This is a genomic window from Mesorhizobium sp., assembly GCF_004962245.1.
Classification (GTDB): domain Bacteria; phylum Pseudomonadota; class Alphaproteobacteria; order Rhizobiales; family Rhizobiaceae; genus Mesorhizobium.
Genome location: NZ_SUHQ01000002.1, coordinates 223,834 through 240,487, shown reverse-complemented (window position 1 = coordinate 240,487; position 16,654 = coordinate 223,834). Strand labels below are relative to the sequence as shown.

Annotated in this window: 16 protein-coding genes and 1 pseudogene; 5 read left to right on the top strand and 12 right to left on the bottom strand. The window is 64.3% G+C overall.

What is annotated here, in order from left to right:
• The first annotated feature begins 62 nt into the window (after positions 1–62).
• From E5X88_RS03090 to E5X88_RS03080, 3 genes are all read left to right on the top strand, one after another.
• The gene (locus E5X88_RS03090) at positions 63–1,538 is read left to right on the top strand and encodes a tlde1 domain-containing protein (protein WP_292158120.1); all 1,476 of its coding nucleotides are present in this window, start codon (positions 63–65) and stop codon (positions 1,536–1,538) included.
• Positions 1,539–1,769: 231 nt separating this feature from the next.
• The gene (locus tag E5X88_RS03085; RefSeq protein ID WP_292158118.1) at positions 1,770–2,555 is read left to right on the top strand and encodes a ThuA domain-containing protein; all 786 of its coding nucleotides are present in this window, start codon (positions 1,770–1,772) and stop codon (positions 2,553–2,555) included.
• 75 nt (positions 2,556–2,630) lie between these two features.
• The gene (locus E5X88_RS03080; protein ID WP_292158116.1) at positions 2,631–3,689 is read left to right on the top strand and encodes a Gfo/Idh/MocA family oxidoreductase; all 1,059 of its coding nucleotides are present in this window, start codon (positions 2,631–2,633) and stop codon (positions 3,687–3,689) included.
• Between the two features lie 66 nt (positions 3,690–3,755).
• Here the strand turns inward: E5X88_RS03080 and E5X88_RS03075 are convergent.
• Both E5X88_RS03075 and E5X88_RS03070 read right to left on the bottom strand, forming a co-directional pair.
• Positions 3,756–3,857, bottom strand: a pseudogene (locus E5X88_RS03075) (3-keto-5-aminohexanoate cleavage protein); the annotation flags it as partial.
• 267 nt (positions 3,858–4,124) lie between these two features.
• Positions 4,125–5,315 carry a DUF1330 domain-containing protein gene (locus tag E5X88_RS03070; RefSeq protein ID WP_292158336.1) on the bottom strand — a complete coding sequence of 397 codons (1,191 nt, stop codon included), beginning with the start codon at positions 5,313–5,315 and terminating at the stop codon, positions 4,125–4,127.
• Positions 5,316–5,439: 124 nt separating this feature from the next.
• On the opposite strand from E5X88_RS03070, the gene E5X88_RS03065 reads away from it, so the two are divergent.
• Entirely contained in the window at positions 5,440–6,411 is a 972-nt protein-coding gene (locus E5X88_RS03065) for an AraC family transcriptional regulator (protein WP_292158114.1), read from the top strand.
• A gap of 367 nt (positions 6,412–6,778) precedes the next feature.
• On the opposite strand, the gene E5X88_RS03060 is transcribed toward E5X88_RS03065, so the two are convergent.
• The 7 genes from E5X88_RS03060 to E5X88_RS03030 form a co-directional block, all read right to left on the bottom strand.
• Positions 6,779–7,507: an amino acid ABC transporter ATP-binding protein gene (locus E5X88_RS03060; protein ID WP_292158112.1), complete on the bottom strand. Its 729-nt coding sequence runs from the start codon at positions 7,505–7,507 to the stop codon at positions 6,779–6,781.
• 29 nt (positions 7,508–7,536) lie between these two features.
• Positions 7,537–8,211 carry an amino acid ABC transporter permease gene (locus E5X88_RS03055; RefSeq protein ID WP_292158109.1) on the bottom strand — a complete coding sequence of 225 codons (675 nt, stop codon included), beginning with the start codon at positions 8,209–8,211 and terminating at the stop codon, positions 7,537–7,539.
• On the bottom strand, positions 8,208–8,879 hold the full coding sequence (locus E5X88_RS03050; RefSeq protein WP_366664771.1) for an amino acid ABC transporter permease: 672 nt from the start codon (positions 8,877–8,879) through the stop codon (positions 8,208–8,210). Before E5X88_RS03050 ends, E5X88_RS03055 begins: the two co-directional genes overlap by 4 nt.
• Before the next feature lie 109 nt (positions 8,880–8,988).
• Positions 8,989–9,777 carry an ABC transporter substrate-binding protein gene (locus tag E5X88_RS03045; protein ID WP_292158106.1) on the bottom strand — a complete coding sequence of 263 codons (789 nt, stop codon included), beginning with the start codon at positions 9,775–9,777 and terminating at the stop codon, positions 8,989–8,991.
• A gap of 109 nt (positions 9,778–9,886) precedes the next feature.
• Positions 9,887–11,050 (bottom strand): saccharopine dehydrogenase C-terminal domain-containing protein, encoded by a 1,164-nt coding sequence (locus E5X88_RS03040; protein ID WP_292158103.1) that lies wholly within the window; start codon positions 11,048–11,050, stop codon positions 9,887–9,889.
• Entirely contained in the window at positions 11,047–11,547 is a 501-nt protein-coding gene (locus E5X88_RS03035; protein WP_292158101.1) for an Lrp/AsnC family transcriptional regulator, read from the bottom strand. The genes E5X88_RS03040 and E5X88_RS03035 overlap by 4 nt, the downstream gene beginning before the upstream one ends.
• 170 nt (positions 11,548–11,717) lie before the next feature.
• A complete protein-coding gene (locus E5X88_RS03030; RefSeq protein ID WP_292158099.1) occupies positions 11,718–12,641 on the bottom strand; it encodes a LysR family transcriptional regulator in 924 nt (307 codons plus the stop codon).
• A 93-nt stretch (positions 12,642–12,734) separates the two neighbouring features.
• Between E5X88_RS03030 and E5X88_RS03025 the strand changes: the two genes are divergently transcribed.
• Positions 12,735–13,571: an NAD(P)H-dependent oxidoreductase gene (locus E5X88_RS03025; protein WP_292158098.1), complete on the top strand. Its 837-nt coding sequence runs from the start codon at positions 12,735–12,737 to the stop codon at positions 13,569–13,571.
• A 39-nt stretch (positions 13,572–13,610) separates the two neighbouring features.
• On the opposite strand, the gene E5X88_RS03020 is transcribed toward E5X88_RS03025, so the two are convergent.
• The 3 genes from E5X88_RS03020 to E5X88_RS03010 form a co-directional block, all read right to left on the bottom strand.
• On the bottom strand, positions 13,611–14,336 hold the full coding sequence (locus E5X88_RS03020; RefSeq protein WP_292158097.1) for a 3-keto-5-aminohexanoate cleavage protein: 726 nt from the start codon (positions 14,334–14,336) through the stop codon (positions 13,611–13,613).
• A 139-nt stretch (positions 14,337–14,475) separates the two neighbouring features.
• Positions 14,476–15,138, bottom strand: a complete 663-nt coding sequence (locus E5X88_RS03015) for a phytochelatin synthase family protein (protein WP_292158095.1) — start codon at positions 15,136–15,138, stop codon at positions 14,476–14,478.
• Between the two features lie 156 nt (positions 15,139–15,294).
• Positions 15,295–16,650 (bottom strand): sigma-54 dependent transcriptional regulator, encoded by a 1,356-nt coding sequence (locus E5X88_RS03010; RefSeq protein WP_292158093.1) that lies wholly within the window; start codon positions 16,648–16,650, stop codon positions 15,295–15,297.
• Positions 16,651–16,654: the final 4 nt, after the last annotated feature.

Sequence of the window (16,654 nt, the reverse complement as noted above, 5' to 3'; positions counted from 1 at the left end):
GTTGTATGGCGTTTGTGCGTTTGAAAAACCGGGGTGACAATCCTGATTCTGGATTGACTTCGATGAGGCCCGGCCTGCGCTGGGTCGCGGTTCCGGCCGTTGGCGTTGCGATCGCTCTGTGGTCGGTGGCGACTATGGCCGGCCTCTATTCGGTGGGGACTTCGCTCACCGCTGCCTCCAACAGTCTTCCGCAAAGCCTGCTCTCGCCGCGCACCATCGCGCTCGCCGATCACCGGCGCACGCTTGCCAATTCATCGGCCAATTCGTGGGCGCCGTCACTGGCAAGCCGGCAGCGTCAGGCGTCGCTGCTCAATCGATGCGATGCCGGTTGCGTGCACGCTGCCGCACGCTTCGGGCATGAAGGCAAGATGGCGCGTCTCAAGCCGTTAGCGCAGCCGGACAGTATTGCGCCTTTCACCTCGCATCACGCCCGCTTCCACGACGTGGTGGCGAAAGCCGCGCTGTCGCCTGAAAAACTGGCTGCTGCCTTTGCCCACGTCACCGCAACGCCCCTTACGCTTGCCAGTCTGCCAACGGAGGCGCGCTTTGCGGAGCCGGTACGCCTGCCCGACCAGAATGGCCCGGCCTCGGTGCGCTTCGGGCCGGATGTCGCGGAGATCGAACGCTCCTCCCGTCTGGCGCTGGCGCTGGCGAACGTGTCGCCGGAAGAGATGATCGACGTGCTGCCGGTAGCTGTTAAGGCAAGCGAGCCTTCCGCTTCACAGCAGCCGCAAGAGGCTGAGGTTCAGGTGGCCTCGCTTCCGCCGCAGGACGAGATGCCTGACAGCATTCCCTTGCCGACCTGGCGCCCGCGGGCGGAAATCGACCAGTCAGCCGAGGCGCCGTCCAAGGTTCAGTCACCCAAGGCCCAGGCAGCGAAGACCCAGCCGGCCACGACGCGTGCAGCCAAGGCGCAGGCAAGCAAGATCCAGACGGCCGAGGCTCCGGCGGTCGAACAGGCGCCAGCGGCCCTGTCGCCGAGGAGCTCGTCGCCCGCGGCCGTACCGGGCATGCAAGGCAGCCAGGGCAGCCCGGGTATGCAGGGCAGCCGGGGCAAGCCGGCCAGGCGCTCGAAGGCCCAGGCCGCAGACACGCTGGCCTATGCCAAACCCGACAGCCCCGCGGGCGGGGTCTTCCGTAACCTGTTCACCACGCCCGGCATGGGCAACGGCGTCGCCGTCTACGACATCTCGGCGAAAACCGTCTACATGCCGGACGGCTCGCGGCTCGAGGCGCATTCGGGACTTGGCTCGATGGTTGACCAGCCACGCTACGCCAACCGGAAGAATGGCGGCCCGACGCCGCCCCACACCTACGATTTGAGGCTGCGCGAATCGCGCTTCCACGGGGTGGAGGCTCTGCGTCTCACTCCCGTCGACGGCAAAAACAAATATGGCCGCGACGGCTTTCTTGCGCACACCTATCTGCTGCGCGGCGGCCGCGCGGAATCGAACGGCTGCGTCGTCTTCAAGGACTACGCCCGCTTCCTCGCCGCCTTCAAGAAGGGCAAGATCAAGCGCCTCGTCGTGCGCGGCTAACCAAGCCGCTGACGCAGGTCGCGTCGGAAGGACGCGGCGCGTAGGTCGTTCTCACGGCGGTCCTTCATGGCTTCGTCATCCCAGGGTCTTCGCGACGTCGCTTCGCTCCTGCTCCGCCCTGGGATGACGAGGCTGGGGAGATTTCGGCCAATCTCGAAGGTTTTCAATCCTGTCCAGGGATACTATGACTGACCGGTACCGGGCGGCGGCTCAAGCAATCAAGAGGATGTCATGACTATACGCGCTGTCGTTTGGGGCGAGAATATCCATGAGCGGACCAATGAGGTGGTCGCGGGGATCTACCCCGAGGGCATGCACCCGACCATCGCCGACGCGCTGAAGCTCGACCCCGGCATTTCCGTGTCGTGGGCGACGCTTGAGCAGCCGGACCACGGCCTGCCGGTCGACCGTTTGGCGCAAACCGATGTCCTTGTGTGGTGGGGACACAAGGACCATGGCGCCGTCGCCGACGAAGTCGTCGAGCGCGTGGCGCGCCGCGTCTGGGAAGGCATGGGGCTGATCGTCCTTCATTCCGGCCATTTCTCGAAGATTTTCAAGGCGCTGATGGGCACGCCCTGCACGCTGAAATGGCGCGAGGCGGGTGAGCGCGAGCGGCTTTGGGTGACGAGCCCCAACCACCCGATCGCCGCCGGGATCGGCGAGTATTTCGAGCTCGAGAACGAAGAGATGTATGGCGAGCAGTTCGCCGTGCCGGAGCCGCTGGAAACGGTTTTCATCTCCTGGTTCCAGGGCGGCGAAGTGTTTCGGTCGGGGCTGACCTGGCGCCGGGGCGCCGGCAACATCTTCTATTTCAGGCCCGGCCACGAGACCTATCCGACCTATCACGACAGCAACGTGCAGAAGGTGCTGCGCAATGCGGTGAAATGGGCGCACAACCCGCTCGGCTCAAATCCAGCCATCCTCGACGCGCCGAACGTGCCGGTGGAAAAGGCGCTCGAGCCGATCGTCGAGCGCGGCGGAAAACTCCATGCCGCGGGCGAAGCCGGCTATCGCTAACTATGATCCCGAACCTAGGTTCGGGAAATCCATGATCAAACAAGAAGATAACGCCTCATCCTAAGGATAAGAATCATGCGTCTCTTGATACTCGGCACCGGCTGGATGGCGGAGGAGCACGCCAGGCAGTTCAGCAAGATCGAGGGCGTCGAACTGGTCGGCGCCGTCGATGTCGACCGCGCACGCGTCGACAAGTTTTCGGACAGCTACGGTATTCCCAACCGGTTCACGTCGCTGGAAGACGCGCTCGCATGGAACAAGTTCGACGCGGTGGCGAACGTGACGCCGGATCGCATCCACCATCCGACCACCATGATGCTGATCGCGGCGGGCAAGCCGGTGCTATGCGAAAAACCGCTGGCCGAAAATTACCAGAGGGCCAGTGAAATGGCTGATGCCGCCGAGCAGGCCGGCATCATCAACATGGTCAACCTGACCTATCGCAACGTCGCCGCGCTGCAGAAGGCGCGCACCATGGTGCTGGCCGGCGAGATCGGCCAGATCAGGCATGTCGAGGCGTCCTATCTGCAGAGCTGGCTGGTATCCAAATTCTGGGGCGACTGGCGCACCGACCCGAAATGGCTCTGGCGCCTGTCGCGCGGCCACGGCTCCAATGGCGTGCTGGGCGATGTCGGCATCCACATCCTCGATTTCGCCAGCTATGGCGCAGCGCTCGACATCGACCATGTGTTCTGCCGCCTCAGGTCATTCGACAAGGCGCCCGGCAACCGGATCGGCGAGTACGAGCTCGACGCCAATGACAGCTTCACCATGGCGCTGGATTTCAGCAACGGCGCTTTCGGCGTCGTCCATGCCAGCCGCTGGGCAACCGGCCATCTCAATGAATTGCGGCTGCGCATCTATGGCGACAGAGGCGGCATCGAAGTCGTGCACAATCTGAACGGCTCGGAGCTGAAAGCGTGCATCGGCGAGGACATCGAGAACGCCAAATGGCAGGCGCTCGATGCCGGAACGATGCCGACCAACTACCAGCGCTTTGTCGATGCCGTGCGCACCGGCGCGCAGGCCGAACCGTCATTCCACCATGCCGCCGAGTTGCAGAAGGTGCTCGACCTCGCGGTCGTCTCGGATGCGAAACGGGCAGAGCTGAGGGCCCACGCGGATACGCAATAAGCTTGGGTTCCTCGCCCCCGCGAAGCGGCCCGGCGAGGAACCCAGGTCCTGCGGAGTCTTCGTCGGCTACCCCTGCAGGAAGATCGCCACCGCGGCGGCCGTCAACGCGGCGTTGCCGGACGCAATCGTTCCGTCCGGTAGTTCCTTACCGTCCTCCAGCCCGGTCTGGCGCCATCCATGTGGGTGCCTTCGCCGCCCCATCGTTCCCGCCGCCCTTTCAGTCCTTCTACCGCGACAGCCGGCGCTGTCGGTGGGCCGAGGTCAGCACTGAGCCTCTGGCGACGTTCGGCTGAAGACGCCGGCCGCCTTCGGCTGACGCTCTAGGGTCAAAATCCAATCACTCTGAACGACCGAGTTCGGACCCTTCTCGGACCTTCGGCAGGTTCGCTTATTGAACCGCGGACGGCCGGAATAACTGGAAATCGGTCCCCAGCGTCATTCCTTGGATGCCGTGATGACGAGCGCAGGCATGTCGAAAGCGACGGCACCGACCGCCGTCACGAAAGGCATAAGTGCCCGCTCGGCCTCCTCCAGAAGCCGCTTGAACTGCTCGTTGTCCAAAAGCCCGCCCAACGTCCAGATGCAGGCTCTTTCAGTCGAGATCAGCGACTCGATCGAGGCAAAACGGACCATTCCGCGGTGCCGCTTCACCTCGGCACGCTCTATGCCTGCCTTCGCGCAGAGCGAGCGCAGTAGCTCCGCATTGCCGAGCACAAAGGGCGCGCGGAACGCATTCGCAACGTCGCTCCCAAACAGCCGTTCAAGCATATCCGCCACTGCGGCATAGCCGGGCGACTGGTCGAGCGAGTCGCAGACCGCGACGGCGAGCCGGCCGCCGGTCTTAAGCACGCGCATCATTTCCCACAGTCCGGCTGCTCGGTCCTCGAAGAACATCAGGCCGAACTGGCTGACTGCGGCGTCGAAGCTTTCATCCGGGAAAGGAATCTGCTCGGCGCGCCCTTCTCGCCAATCGATGCGAGTGCTTTTGCGGCGGGCAACGCAAAGCATGTCGGGATTGGGGTCAAGCCCGACCACCTTGCCCTCCGTGTGAACGCGATCGAGGGCCGCGAGCGCCAGCACACCCGTACCGCAGGCGATGTCGATCACGCGGTCGCCCCTCCCTATTCGCGCCTCGGCGGCGACGATAGGCCCCCATTGTCGGAACAGCGCTGGAACGAACAGTGCGTCGTAGATTTCAGCCGGAGTTTTCGATGTCCTCCCCCGGCGGGTTTGGACCGCCGCTTCCTCCGATCCCGGCGTTGCACCTTCAAGGAACACTGCGTTGGATCGGGTTCCGGCGACGCGAAGCGCCTTCAGCGGCTCGTATTCGGGCGATGAGTACCAACGTTGGGCATGCTCGCCGTCGGCAAATTCGACGATGACTGGATAGACCGGCTGCCAGTCTCCTTCGACAAGGTCGGATTTCCCGCCCAGCACCAAATAGCGCCCTCCGTACTGTTCAACCGTTGCAAAGACCCCTGCCAGATACTGCTCGACCTTGGCTTGGTCAGTGATTTCACGCACGTCGAAGAAGCAATAAGTAGGCATGGCCGACCTCCGTTGATCGCATGGACTCCACGGGATGCGCGGTGGATATGCTGTTCGGCGCATAGTAGACTTGGCCATGGGCACGCTCCATGACCCAGCGTCTCAATCGCTTGCCGTAGCGTCCGTTCTGGCGCCATCGCCTGGACGCCCACCGGAAGATGTCGTTCCCGATGCCGCACCTTCGGCCGCGCCGGACAAGGATGTGCTTTCGGATGTGTTGCGCGTGATAAAGCTCACCGGCGCGCTTTTCTTCTGGGTCGATGCCTCTTCGCCCTGGAGTGTGGAAGTGCCGCGGGCGGGTTCATTTGCCCATCTCATCCTGCCGCGCGCCCAACACGTGATTTCCTACCACATCATCACCCAAGGATCGGGCTCGGTCAGCATCGGTGACGGTCCGCCGATGGAGTTTGCCGAAGGCGACATACTTGTGATCCCGCATGAGGATTCGTACGCGATGTGCAGTGCGCCCGGAGTGCGATCAGGTTTGAGCCTGGAAGATTCGCTCGATTTCTTTCGCGCCATGGCGGCCGGACAACTGCCCTTTGTGGTCAACGAAGGCGGCGACGGCCCCCTCCTGACCAGATATGTCTGCGGTTTTCTTGGTTGCGATGCACGGCCGTTCAATCCTCTGCTCGGGGCCCTTCCTCCGCTGATACGCATCCGGCGCGCGGCCGGCGCACCGAGCGATCTGCTCGACCGGCTGATCGAGCTAACGCTGGCAGAGGTGTCCGCTCAACGGCCTGGCGCTGAATGCATCCGCCTGCGCCTCAGCGAGCTGATGTTCGTTGAGGTCGTTCGCCGCTATCTTGAGGCATTGCCGCCGGAGCAGACCGGCTGGCTGGCCGGCTTGCGCGACCCCGCCGTCGGCCGGGCTGTTGCGCTCGTCCACGAGAACCCGGCGCATGGCTGGACAATTGAAGAACTAGCACGCGAAACCGGCGTCTCGCGGTCCGTCCTTGCGGCCCGCTTCACGCGTCTCGTCGGCTGCCCACCGATGCAATATCTCACGCGATGGCGCGTGCAACTGGCCGCACGACTGCTCACTGATGGGCTGGCCAAAGTCTCGGCGGTCGGGCGTGATGTCGGCTACGAGTCCGAAGCGGCCTTCAGCCGGAGCTTCAAGAAGCTCGCGGGCGTCTCGCCGGCTGGGTGGCGCGACGGCCGGCGCGGATAGCCGGGCGGCTGGAGGCCAATTTGAGGAATACGCCCCGACTGGCGACGGCCGCTCGCGCATCCGCATGGCCGATGGGCAATATCAATCTCGGCAAATTTCCGCACATCGCGCGATATTGGCGTCCTGCCGCTTACTGAACGTCCGCTCACCACCGATATTGTTGAAAAAGTCGCTGACCCAAGTGCTTGACGCACTTGATTAGAATGTCGTTCCGAAAGGAGACGTATTGCGAATCCAGATTCCGCGTGAAGTCTGACAAAGGAAATGGGATTCTGCTGGCGGCGTTCGCTTAGGGATGCGCCGGACTTTTTCAACAATATCCACCCATCTCGGCCATTGGCGCAGCCAACTGAGTTGAGCTTGAGCCCTAATGCCGCAGGATCTTGCTCAGGAAGGCGCGGCTGCGGTCAGTCTTGGGGTGCGAGAAGAATTCCTCCGGCGTGCCGCTCTCGACGATGGCGCCGGCGTCCATGAACACCACGCGCTGCGCGACCTTGCGGGCAAAGCCCATCTCGTGCGTCACCACCATCATGGTCATGCCCTCCTCGGCGACCGCGACCATGACGTCGAGCACTTCCGAGATCATCTCGGGGTCGAGTGCCGAGGTCGGCTCGTCGAACAGCATGATCTTGGGGCGCATACCGAGGCAGCGGGCGATCGCCACGCGCTGCTGCTGGCCGCCGGACAGCTGCGCCGGATAGGCGTTCACCTTGTCGGCAAGGCCGACCTTGGCGAGCAGTTCGCGCCCGGCCTTCTCGGCTTCAGCGCGCGGGATCTTGCGCACATGGATCGGCGCCAGCGTGACGTTCTCAAGCGCGGTCTTGTGGGGATAGAGGTTGAACGACTGGAAGACGAAGCCGATCTCGGTGCGCAGCCGGGTCATGTTGGTGGCGGGGTCGCCGAGGCGCTGGCCGTCGACCACCAGATCGCCGTCGCGGATCGTCTCCAGACCGTTGATGCAGCGGATCAAGGTGCTCTTGCCCGAGCCGCTCGGCCCGCAGACAACGACCACCTCGCGCGGCTCGACGCTCAGCGTGATGTCCTTCAGCACATTGAGCGCGCCGAACCATTTGTTGACGCCGCGAAACTCGATCATGCCGGCACCATTTTTGCTGCGGTTCGACGTCATAACTGCACCTCGCCATGGGCCGCACCCATGCGCTGCTCCAGCCGGCGGGCCAGCAGGATCAGCGGATAACAGACGATGAAATAGCCGACGCCGACGAGGAAGAAGACCAGCAGGCCGTTCGGCACACGCTGCACCACCAGCCAGCCGACGCGGGTGAGGTCGGTCAGCCCGATGGCCGAGACGACGGAAGAATCCTTGATCAGCAGCACATATTGCCCGACCAGCGGCGGCAGCACGATGCGCATCGCCTGCGGCAGCACCACCTGGCGCATGCGCTGCCAGCGCGACAGGCCGGACGCCAGCGCCGCCTCGACCTGTCCGGTCGGCACCGAGCGGATGCCGGCGACGACGATTTCGCAGATGAAGCAGGCGGCCAGATTGGTCAGCGCGATGATGCCGGCGGTGAAGGCGTCGAGTTCGATGCCGAACTCCGGCAGGATGAAGAAGATCAAGAAAATCTGCACCAGGAACGGCGTGCCGCGGATCAGGTCGACCCAGGCGCCGATCGCGCCGCTGACCAGCCGGTTACCGCCGGTGCGCAGGATGCCGAGGCCAAAGCCGATCAGCGTGCCCAGCACCAGGCTGATCAGAGACAGCATCACGGTCATGCCAAGGCCGCGCAGGGCGAGGGGGTAGCTGCCGACGAGGCTTTGCAGCTGCTGCCAGATCATGTTCGTGCCCCCGCGAGGCCGAGCCAGCGCCCGGACAGTGCCGCCAGTCCCTTCAGCCCGTAGTAGAGCAGCAGGTAGAAGGCGGCGATGGTGACAAAACCTTCCGCCGGCATGAAGCGGTCGGAGGCGAGCAATTGTCCGGCACGCGTCAGCTCGGCGACCGCGATCAGCGACAGCAACGCGGAATCCTTGACCAGCACGATCGCCTGGCCGAGCAGCGGCGGGATCGTCACCTTGAACGCCTGCGGCAGGATGACCAGTCGCATGCGCTGGACATAGGTCATCCCCGAAGCGACGCCGGCCTCGACCTGGCCGCGCGGGATCGACAGGATGCCGGCGCGGATGATCTCGGCGACATAGGCGCCGCTGTTCAGCGACAAAGCGAGAATGCCGACGACGAGCTCAGGCAGGATGATGCCGAGCCGGGGCAGGCCGAAATAGAGGAAGTAGAGCTGCGCCAGCAAGGGCGTGGCGCGCACCGCGTCGATATAGGCCTTGGCCGGCACGCGAAACAGCCAGCCGCGCTGCAGGTTCATGGCGGCGAGCACGATGCCGACGGCGAGCGCGCCGGCAAAGGAGAGGAGGGACAGCCAGACGGTCGTGACGAGGCCCTGCCCGAACAGGGGCAGATATTCGACGATGGTGCGGAAGCTGAAATTTTCGAGCATGGTGAGTGAGTAGGCAGTAGTGAGTAGGCAGTAGTGGGAGGTGTCAGGAATGGCCATCAGCCACTCCATGCTCCCTAATTTCTACTTCCTACTGCCTACCTCCTATTCGTCAGTGATCCTTCTTCCAGGCGTCGGAATTGACCCAATAGTCGAGGTTCTTCTGCAGGCGGCCGTCGACGCTGACCTGATCGAGGAACAGGTTCATCCAGACCAGCAGGTCCGGCTCGTCATAGCGGGTGGCGAAAGCCAGCGGCTCCTTCGACAGCAGCTCCGGCATGATGGTGAAGGTGCCGGCCGGATAGGCGGTCGACTGGCCTTTGACCGCCGAGACGTCGTTGACGCCGCAATCAGCCTGGCCGTTGTTGACGGCGTCGAGCAGCAGTGGCCCACCGCCCTTGTAGCTCTTGATGTCGGCGTCCGGGAAGGCGTTCTTGGCCTCCTTCTCGCCGGTGGCGCCGAGCAGCACGGCAATCTTGGTGCCCTTGGCCTTGCAGTCTTCGGTGGTCTTGAACTTGCTGTCGGCTTTGGTGAAGACGGTGCTGCCCGTATACATATAAGGTTTGGTGAAGGCGACCTTCATGCCACGCGCCAGCGTCGGCGTCATGTCGGCGACCAGAAGATCGGCCTTGCCGGAGAGCAACGCCGGGATCAGTCCGTCCCAGTCGAAATCGAGGAAGGTGATCTTGACGCCCATTTCCTTGGCCATCAGCTCGGCGAGTTCCACCGAACTGCCGGTGCGTTCGCCGGCCGCACCGACCAGCGAGAAGGGGGGTCCTTGCGTCTGCACGGCGACGCGCAATTCGCCGCGCTTGGTGATGTCGTCGAGCGTTCCGGCGCTGGCAGCAGTGGTGAGGCCGGCGAGCGCAAGTCCTGCGATGAAAAGCTTGGCAATCTTCATTGGGCATTCCTCCTTGTTGTCGTTGTTGTTCCACTTTGTTGTTCCACCCTTTGGGGGTGCTTTTTGAGCGGCGGCGCCGTTGCCGGCGGCGACCACCGTTCGAAACTCCTCAATCCCAGCTGATCGTTTCGGATACCCGTATCCCGCGCCTGGCCAGTTCGTCGAGAAAGCGGCCGTCGGGCACATGCAGCAGCGGGTTGAGCAGGCCGGGCGTGGCGATTTCGCCCCGCGCCAGCATCTGCGCCACGATGCTGGCGGGATAACCGACGCCGAGGCTCATGCCGAACAGGCCGGAGGCGAGGTCGCGTTCGATGACCAGGTCCGACGTCACCGTCTTGCGACGGCCGCCCTGCGTGCCGACAAAGACGTTGCGCATCACGCAGAGGTCCTTTTCGTCGGCGCCATATTGCAGTTGCGGGCCGAGCAGCCGGCCGAGAAATTCGCGCGGGCTGGCGCCAACGCCGGGCACCTTGTCTTCGGAAAGGAAGCCAAGCTCCTTCAGCGGCGCCCAGAACGCCGACCAACCCGGCCAGCGCAGTGAATAGCGGCCTGAGCGCTGCAGCCCCCTGGCGGCGGCGAGCATGCCGGCATAGTGCGGCGCATCGCCATTGGGGAAGGCTTCCAGTCTGCCCAGCCCCTCGACCTCGATCTGATGGATGAACGGATTGTCGTGTTGCTGGCCGGCCGGTACATCGACCCGTTGGCCGTCCTCGACCATCACGCTGTCGCGGTTCTGGCTCATCAGAACCATGTCGAAGTTCCAGCTCACCTTGTAGCACAGCGGCTTGGCCATCGCTTTCGGCTCGGGGATGCCGCCGCAATAGGAATCGATCGCCGTGATGGCGTCGAACTGCCTTGCGGCGCGCGCGTAGAGCACAAGGTCGATGCCGGGGTCGAGCCCGCATTCGGTCATGATCGAGACGCCGGCTGCTTCCGCTGCCGGGGCAAGGTCGGCGATCGTCTTGCCGTAGTTGGTGGTGACCAGCGGCGTGCGCGTCGCGATCGCGGCCTGCACCGCCTCGCGCATCAGCGGTTGCGGCAACAGATCGATGGCGGCGTCGACACCGGTCAGCACATTCGCCAGCACTGAGGCGATGGCGCCCTCAGGCACGACGAAACGCACGCGAGCGAGGTCGGTCAGGCCGCCAAGCCGGGCTGCCCCATTCGGCGCGGTATCGACGCAGACGACCTCTTCGACATCGGCGCTGGCGACGAGATCGGCGATCGCCGCCCGGCCTTGCAGGCCGAGGCCGCCGAGAACCGCGATCTTCATGGCATTTCCTTTCGTTCGTCCGACCAGCAGCCTTCCGGCAGGCTGACCCATTTGTTGCAGGAGGCCATGACGACGAACGTCTCGCTGCGCACGACTTCGCCCGGCTCGCCGGCACCGGGGATCAGCTCGCTGGTGACACGGTAGAGATCGGCGACATCGCCGGCCACGGTCACGTCGACGATGATGTCGAAGCGCCCGGTGACGACGGAGGCCGAATTCACGAAAGGCAGTTCGGCGATGCGCTGCGCCAGTTCGCGGGCACGGCCGCGCCCCTGCGCATTGATGCCGACGATGGCCGAGATCAGTTCGGGGCGCTCGGTGAGATTGAGCAGCCCGACGATCTTGAGCAGGTTGCGGTCGAGCAGGTTGCGCAGCCGCATACGCACGGTCGGCACCGAGACGGCCATCTTCTCGGCGAGGCGGTTGACGCCAAGCTGCGCATCCTGCGACAGCAGCTTGACCAGTCGCCGGTCGGTCTGATCGAGATGTTCCCGCAAACGCTCAGGCTTTCATAAATTGAAAGAATTAACGGAGTTTTCTTTCTGATATGAAAATATCTTATGGCGTATTTTTTGAAACCGCAAGAGCGTTCAACGGCCTGTCAACAAGGCCGTTCCCGGAAGACGGGGAGCTTTGCCGGTGTCGTGGCCGACCGAGGGCATGCCGGCTAGCGCGATTTCTCGATCCCCGGAATGCCGCCGATCCGCTCGGCGAGAAAATCGACCAGCAGCCGGACCCGGGCAATGCCGGCACGTTCCGGGACGATCAGCATGCTCAGCGGTACGGGAGGCGGGGCGTAGTCCGGCAGGATCACCTCCAGCCGGCCGGCCGCGAGGAGGTCGTCGACAAGCCAGTGATGGGCCGGTGCGATACCGCGCCCGGCGACGAGGGCTTCGCGCGCGGCAAGCCCATGGTCGACCCGAAATCGGCCGCCGAAGGGCACCGCGTGGCGTTCGCCGCCCGGCCCCTGCAGGACGAGCGTGTCGCTTCCCGCGATGTTCGACATTCGGATGCCCTCATGGCTGGGCAGATCCTGCGGGGCAGCGGGTCTGCCCCGTGCCGCCAGATAGGCCGGCGCTGCCACCAGCAGACGCCGCGACTGGCCGAGCGCCCGCAGCTTCATCGAGCTGTCGGTGAGCGGACCCAGGCGAAGCGCGATGTCGACGCCCTCCCGCACAAGGTCGATGCGCTCGTCAGTGAGGCTGAGATCGGTCCCGATGTCGGGATAGCGATCCTGAAAGGCGAAGATCAGGCGGCTGACGTGCAAGACCCCGAGTGCCGCCGTGCAGGAGATCCGGATCGTGCCAGCCGACGCGCCGCGCGTGCCCCGCGCCTCGTCGCTGGCCTGCTCGACGAGGCGCAGGATCTGGACGCTGTCGGCATAGTAACGGCTGCCTTCATCGGTCATCGTGACACGCCGGGTGGTCCTGCTGAGCAAGGGCACGCCGACGGCCTCCTCGAGCTCGCGCAAATGTCGGGTGATCGTCGACTGCCCAACGCCGAGTTCGCGCGCCACCGCCGACAGGCTGCCGCGCTCGGCGACGCGAACGAAGGTGCGCATGCGCTCGAGCGTCACATCAGACCTATCCATTATTCGGCACAATCTTATGCATTGTCTACATGTAGCGGATCATTCTGGGGCTGGCTACCTTCAGCGTCCATCGTCCTTCTTCGGAGTTGACCCATGAAAGTCCTGCTTGTTTTTGCGCATCCCGAACCGCGTTCGCTCAACGGCGCGCTGCGTGACGTCGCCATCAGGGAACTCGAGGCCCAGGGCCATGAGGTGCGGGTGTCGGACCTTTACGCCGATGGCTGGAAAGCCGAGGTGGACCGTGCCGACTTTCCGTCGTGGCCGCCCGAAGCGCGCTTCCTGCCGGCTGGGGCGTCCAAAAAGGCTTTCGCGACCAACACACTAACCGACGACGTCAAGGCGGAGATCGACAAGCTGCTGTGGGCCGACACCCTGATCCTCCAGTTCCCGCTGTGGTGGTACGCCATGCCGGCGATCCTCAAGGGCTGGGTCGACCGGGTGTACGCCTACGGCTTTGCCTATGGCGTCGGCGAGCACAGCGACAAGCGATGGGGCGACCGCTTTGGTGAGGGAACGCTCGCCGGCAAGCGCGCGATGCTGATCGTGACCACCGGCGGCTGGGAAGAGCATTATTCCGCCCGCGGCGTCAACGGCCCGATCGACGACCTGCTGTTCCCGATCAATCACGGCATCCTCTATTATCCGGGCTACGATGTGCTTCCGCCGTTCGTGGTCTACAGAGTGGATCGTTTCGGCGAGGCCGATTTCGAACCTGTCGCCGAGCGGTTGCGCGAAAGGATGCGGTCGCTCGAAACAATCCGGCCCATTCCCTATCGGCAGCAGAATGGCGGGGACTACCACATCCCGAGCATGCAGCTCCGCCCCGAACTGGGCGATCCGGGCGCCATGGGGTTCGCGCTTCACGAGGATCGCGCCGGCGCAACCGCCAAGTCGGCGACGCCGCGTTCGACTTTGCGGGACGTGGCCTGACGCAGGGCGAGGCCAGGCGCCCGAAACCTATGGGATGAATCAGCGGCCGACCCGGGAGATCGCCACCGCCGCGGCCGTGAGCGCGGCATTGCCGGACGCAATCGTTCCGTCCGGAAGCTCCTTGCCGTCCTCCAGCCCGACACGCGTTGACCAGTTGCGCTCGGCGGCCCTGTGCACGAACTGCCAGACGGTGGCGTTTTCGCCATGCAGCAGGATGGCCCGCCGCGTTCCGGCGCGGTCGAGCACGGCCGCGATGTCGTCGCTGACCGCCCACGCCTCATCGAGGTTCTGTTCCGAAATCTCGATCAGGATGCGCAGCACATGTTTGCCATGGTCGAGGCGGACCAGGTGCTCGGCGTCGGTGACAGAAGCAAGCCCGGCTTCGATGCCGATGCCGCGCTGCCGCAGGCGATCCATGACCTCGGGGGCGGCCTGTTCCGAGAGATTCACCGAGGCGTAGTCGGGCAGCTCGCCCCAGCCGGCGATCGCCGCCAGCGTCCGCTCGTCGTCATTCTCGATCCAGGCGCCGGTGGAGACACCGATCAGCGTTCCCGGGCAGGCGCGGCGCAAGGCCAACATAGTCCGATCCATCGTCTCAGGCGCGAGGCTTTCGCGCCCGTCGAGCCCGCGCGCGTGGACATGCAGTTCGGCCGCACCTGCGGCCACGCAGGCCGCACCGTCGAGCGCCATGGCTTCCGCGTCGAGCGGCAGTCGAGGGTGGAAGTCGGCGCTGCGCGCGCCATTGATGCAGGTCTGGACGATCATGGGGTTGGGCAGCCTGGCTGCGGTTGCCACAGTTTAGCGCAGGGTCGCGAAAACCGGAATCGGCACGCGCAATCATCCTGACAGATGGGCCGCTGTTCCCTTGTTTGGTGCTGACCTGTCCCTCGCATCATGCTCGTTTTCATTCGATCAGCAGCAGGCCGCGCTTTTTATCGCCATCGCTATCGATTGTGTCCATGGCAGAGAACAGGCGTTCGCTCTCGATCAGCCATGGCTTGTAGCGTTCGTTGACATCGAGGACGAAAACCATGTCCTGCGCCTCCAGATATCCGCCGATCGGCGAAAAATGGCCAACGCCGGCGCCGAAGATCTTGTTACGGGTAAAGTTGATGATGTAACGGCGACCGGGATCGTTGGCTCGTTTCATATGCTCGCGGAATTCCTCGGCGGTCAGGTTCCGCAGCACGGTGACTTTCCGGCTGGTCTTCGTTCGAGCGACCTCGGCAACCTCGTCGAGCGTGAGACCGATGATGCAAAAGCCGGTCCAGCACTTTCCCGTCCCCTCGAGGACTTCCGCTTCGGTTGTTTCCTCTTCGCCGATCGAGCGGAATGTGTTGGCGACGCTTGCCGGACCGCACCGTGACCCGTTCGATTGCCATTTGATGTCGGCATTGAAAGTGGCGGCCACGGGCAGCTTCCAGGCGGTGTTTATCAATTCAGGGGTACGGGTCACGGATGACTGGATTGCATCTGGCGAGACGGTTGACTGACCGGCAAGCAGGAATGCGCCACCGCAAAGCAGGGCAACGCCGGCAATCGCACCGAAAGCAAGACCGCGCTTCATGGGCTGAACCTCGAAGCAGTGCAGCGGAAAGACATTGCAGAAACGCGGTCGTAACGTCAATTAGCTGCAACAGGCCCAAGGGGCAAGTACCACGGCCCAGACCTTATGGCGCCGGCGGCGATCGATGCCGAGGGCGGCGCCGAGCGATCAGTATTGCTACCGGGAAAACTCGCTGCGCACGATGCCGTGGCGCTGGAGCTTGTCATAGAAGGTCTTGCGTGGAATCCCCAGCGCTTCGATCGTGCGCCTGACATCGCCCTCATTGCGGCCGAGCGTCTCGCGAATGATATCGGCCTCGTAGCGCTCCAGCCGCTCCGGCAGCTTCATGGCGGTATCCGTCTCGGCCGGGGCAGGGGATGGCGCCTGCGTTTCTTCTTCCAGTCCAAGCACGAAACGCTCGGCGAAATGCGCGAGCTCGCGCACATTGCCCGGCCAGTCATGCTCCCTGAGATGGCGATGCACCGAGGCGGGAACAGAAGGCACCGGGCGCCGGAAACGGGCGGCGGCGCGCTCGGCGAAGTAGAAGAACAGCAAGGCGACGTCGTCGCGGCGTTCGCGCAATGGCGGGATCGAAATCGTCACCACGTTCAGCCGGTAGTAGAGATCCTCGCGGAACGAGCCACGCTGGCGCGCATCGCTAAGATCGACCTTGGCGGCGGCGACGACGCGCAAATCCACCGGCCGCACTTCGTTGGTGCCGAGCGGGGTGACCTCGCGCATTTCCAGCACGCGCAGCATCTGCACCTGTGTCGAGACCGGCATGCTTTCGATTTCGTCAAGGAACAGCGTGCCGCCGCTGGCATGTTCTATGCGGCCGATGCGCTTCTTCTGCGCGCCGGTGAAGGCGCCTGCCTCATGGCCGAACAACTCGCTCTCGATGACGGTTTCCGGCAGCGTGCCGCAATTCAGCGCGACGAAATTACCGCTGGCGCGGCGGCTCCAGCGATGCAGCAGGCTCGCCACCACCTCCTTGCCGGAGCCGGTCTCGCCGGTCACCAGCACGTCGACATCGGTGTCGGCGATCTGCCGCAGCGTGCGGCGCAGCCGCTCCATGGCCGGCGTCTGGCCGATCAGCGGCAGGCCGTCCTGCGCCTCTCCGGCCGCCTCGCGCAAAGCCCGGTTCTCCATCACCAGCCGGCGCTTTTCGGCTGCCCGCCGCACGCTCTGCACCAGCCGGTCGGCGGCGAAGGGTTTGGTGATGAAGTCGTAGGCGCCGTCCTTGATCGCCTTGACGGCAACCGCGATGTCGCCGTGCCCGGTGACGAGGATGACCGGAATGTCTTCGTCCAGGCGCAGGACGCGGTCGAAAAGCTGCAGGCCGTCGATCTCAGGCATTCTGATATCGGACACCACCACGCCGGCAAAACCGGCGTCGAGCCTGGCCAGTGCCTCGGCCGCGACCGAAAAGGCGGAGACCGAAAAGCCGGCAAGCTCCAGCGTCTGCGCGGTGGCCCTGAGAAGATCGCTGTCGTCGTCGATCAGGATGACCGGCGCTGCGTCGTCGTTCGTCATGCTG

Bases quoted from the DNA above. Each gene is read 5' to 3' on its own strand.
- E5X88_RS03010 (WP_292158093.1), bottom strand. From the start codon at position 16,650: ATGACGAACGACGACGCAGCGCCGGTCATCCTGATCGACGACGACAGC.
- E5X88_RS03050 (WP_366664771.1), bottom strand. From the start codon at position 8,879: ATGCTCGAAAATTTCAGCTTCCGCACCATCGTCGAATATCTGCCCCTG.
- E5X88_RS03090 (WP_292158120.1), top strand. From the start codon at position 63: ATGAGGCCCGGCCTGCGCTGGGTCGCGGTTCCGGCCGTTGGCGTTGCG.
- E5X88_RS03040 (WP_292158103.1), bottom strand. From the start codon at position 11,050: ATGAAGATCGCGGTTCTCGGCGGCCTCGGCCTGCAAGGCCGGGCGGCG.
- E5X88_RS03015 (WP_292158095.1), bottom strand. From the start codon at position 15,138: ATGAAGCGCGGTCTTGCTTTCGGTGCGATTGCCGGCGTTGCCCTGCTT.
- E5X88_RS03025 (WP_292158098.1), top strand. From the start codon at position 12,735: ATGAAAGTCCTGCTTGTTTTTGCGCATCCCGAACCGCGTTCGCTCAAC.
- E5X88_RS03070 (WP_292158336.1), bottom strand. From the start codon at position 5,315: ATGGCCAAGTCTACTATGCGCCGAACAGCATATCCACCGCGCATCCCG.
- E5X88_RS03060 (WP_292158112.1), bottom strand. From the start codon at position 7,507: ATGATCGAGTTTCGCGGCGTCAACAAATGGTTCGGCGCGCTCAATGTG.
- E5X88_RS03055 (WP_292158109.1), bottom strand. From the start codon at position 8,211: ATGATCTGGCAGCAGCTGCAAAGCCTCGTCGGCAGCTACCCCCTCGCC.
- E5X88_RS03085 (WP_292158118.1), top strand. From the start codon at position 1,770: ATGACTATACGCGCTGTCGTTTGGGGCGAGAATATCCATGAGCGGACC.
- E5X88_RS03030 (WP_292158099.1), bottom strand. From the start codon at position 12,641: ATGGATAGGTCTGATGTGACGCTCGAGCGCATGCGCACCTTCGTTCGC.
- E5X88_RS03020 (WP_292158097.1), bottom strand. From the start codon at position 14,336: ATGATCGTCCAGACCTGCATCAATGGCGCGCGCAGCGCCGACTTCCAC.
- E5X88_RS03080 (WP_292158116.1), top strand. From the start codon at position 2,631: ATGCGTCTCTTGATACTCGGCACCGGCTGGATGGCGGAGGAGCACGCC.
- E5X88_RS03045 (WP_292158106.1), bottom strand. From the start codon at position 9,777: ATGAAGATTGCCAAGCTTTTCATCGCAGGACTTGCGCTCGCCGGCCTC.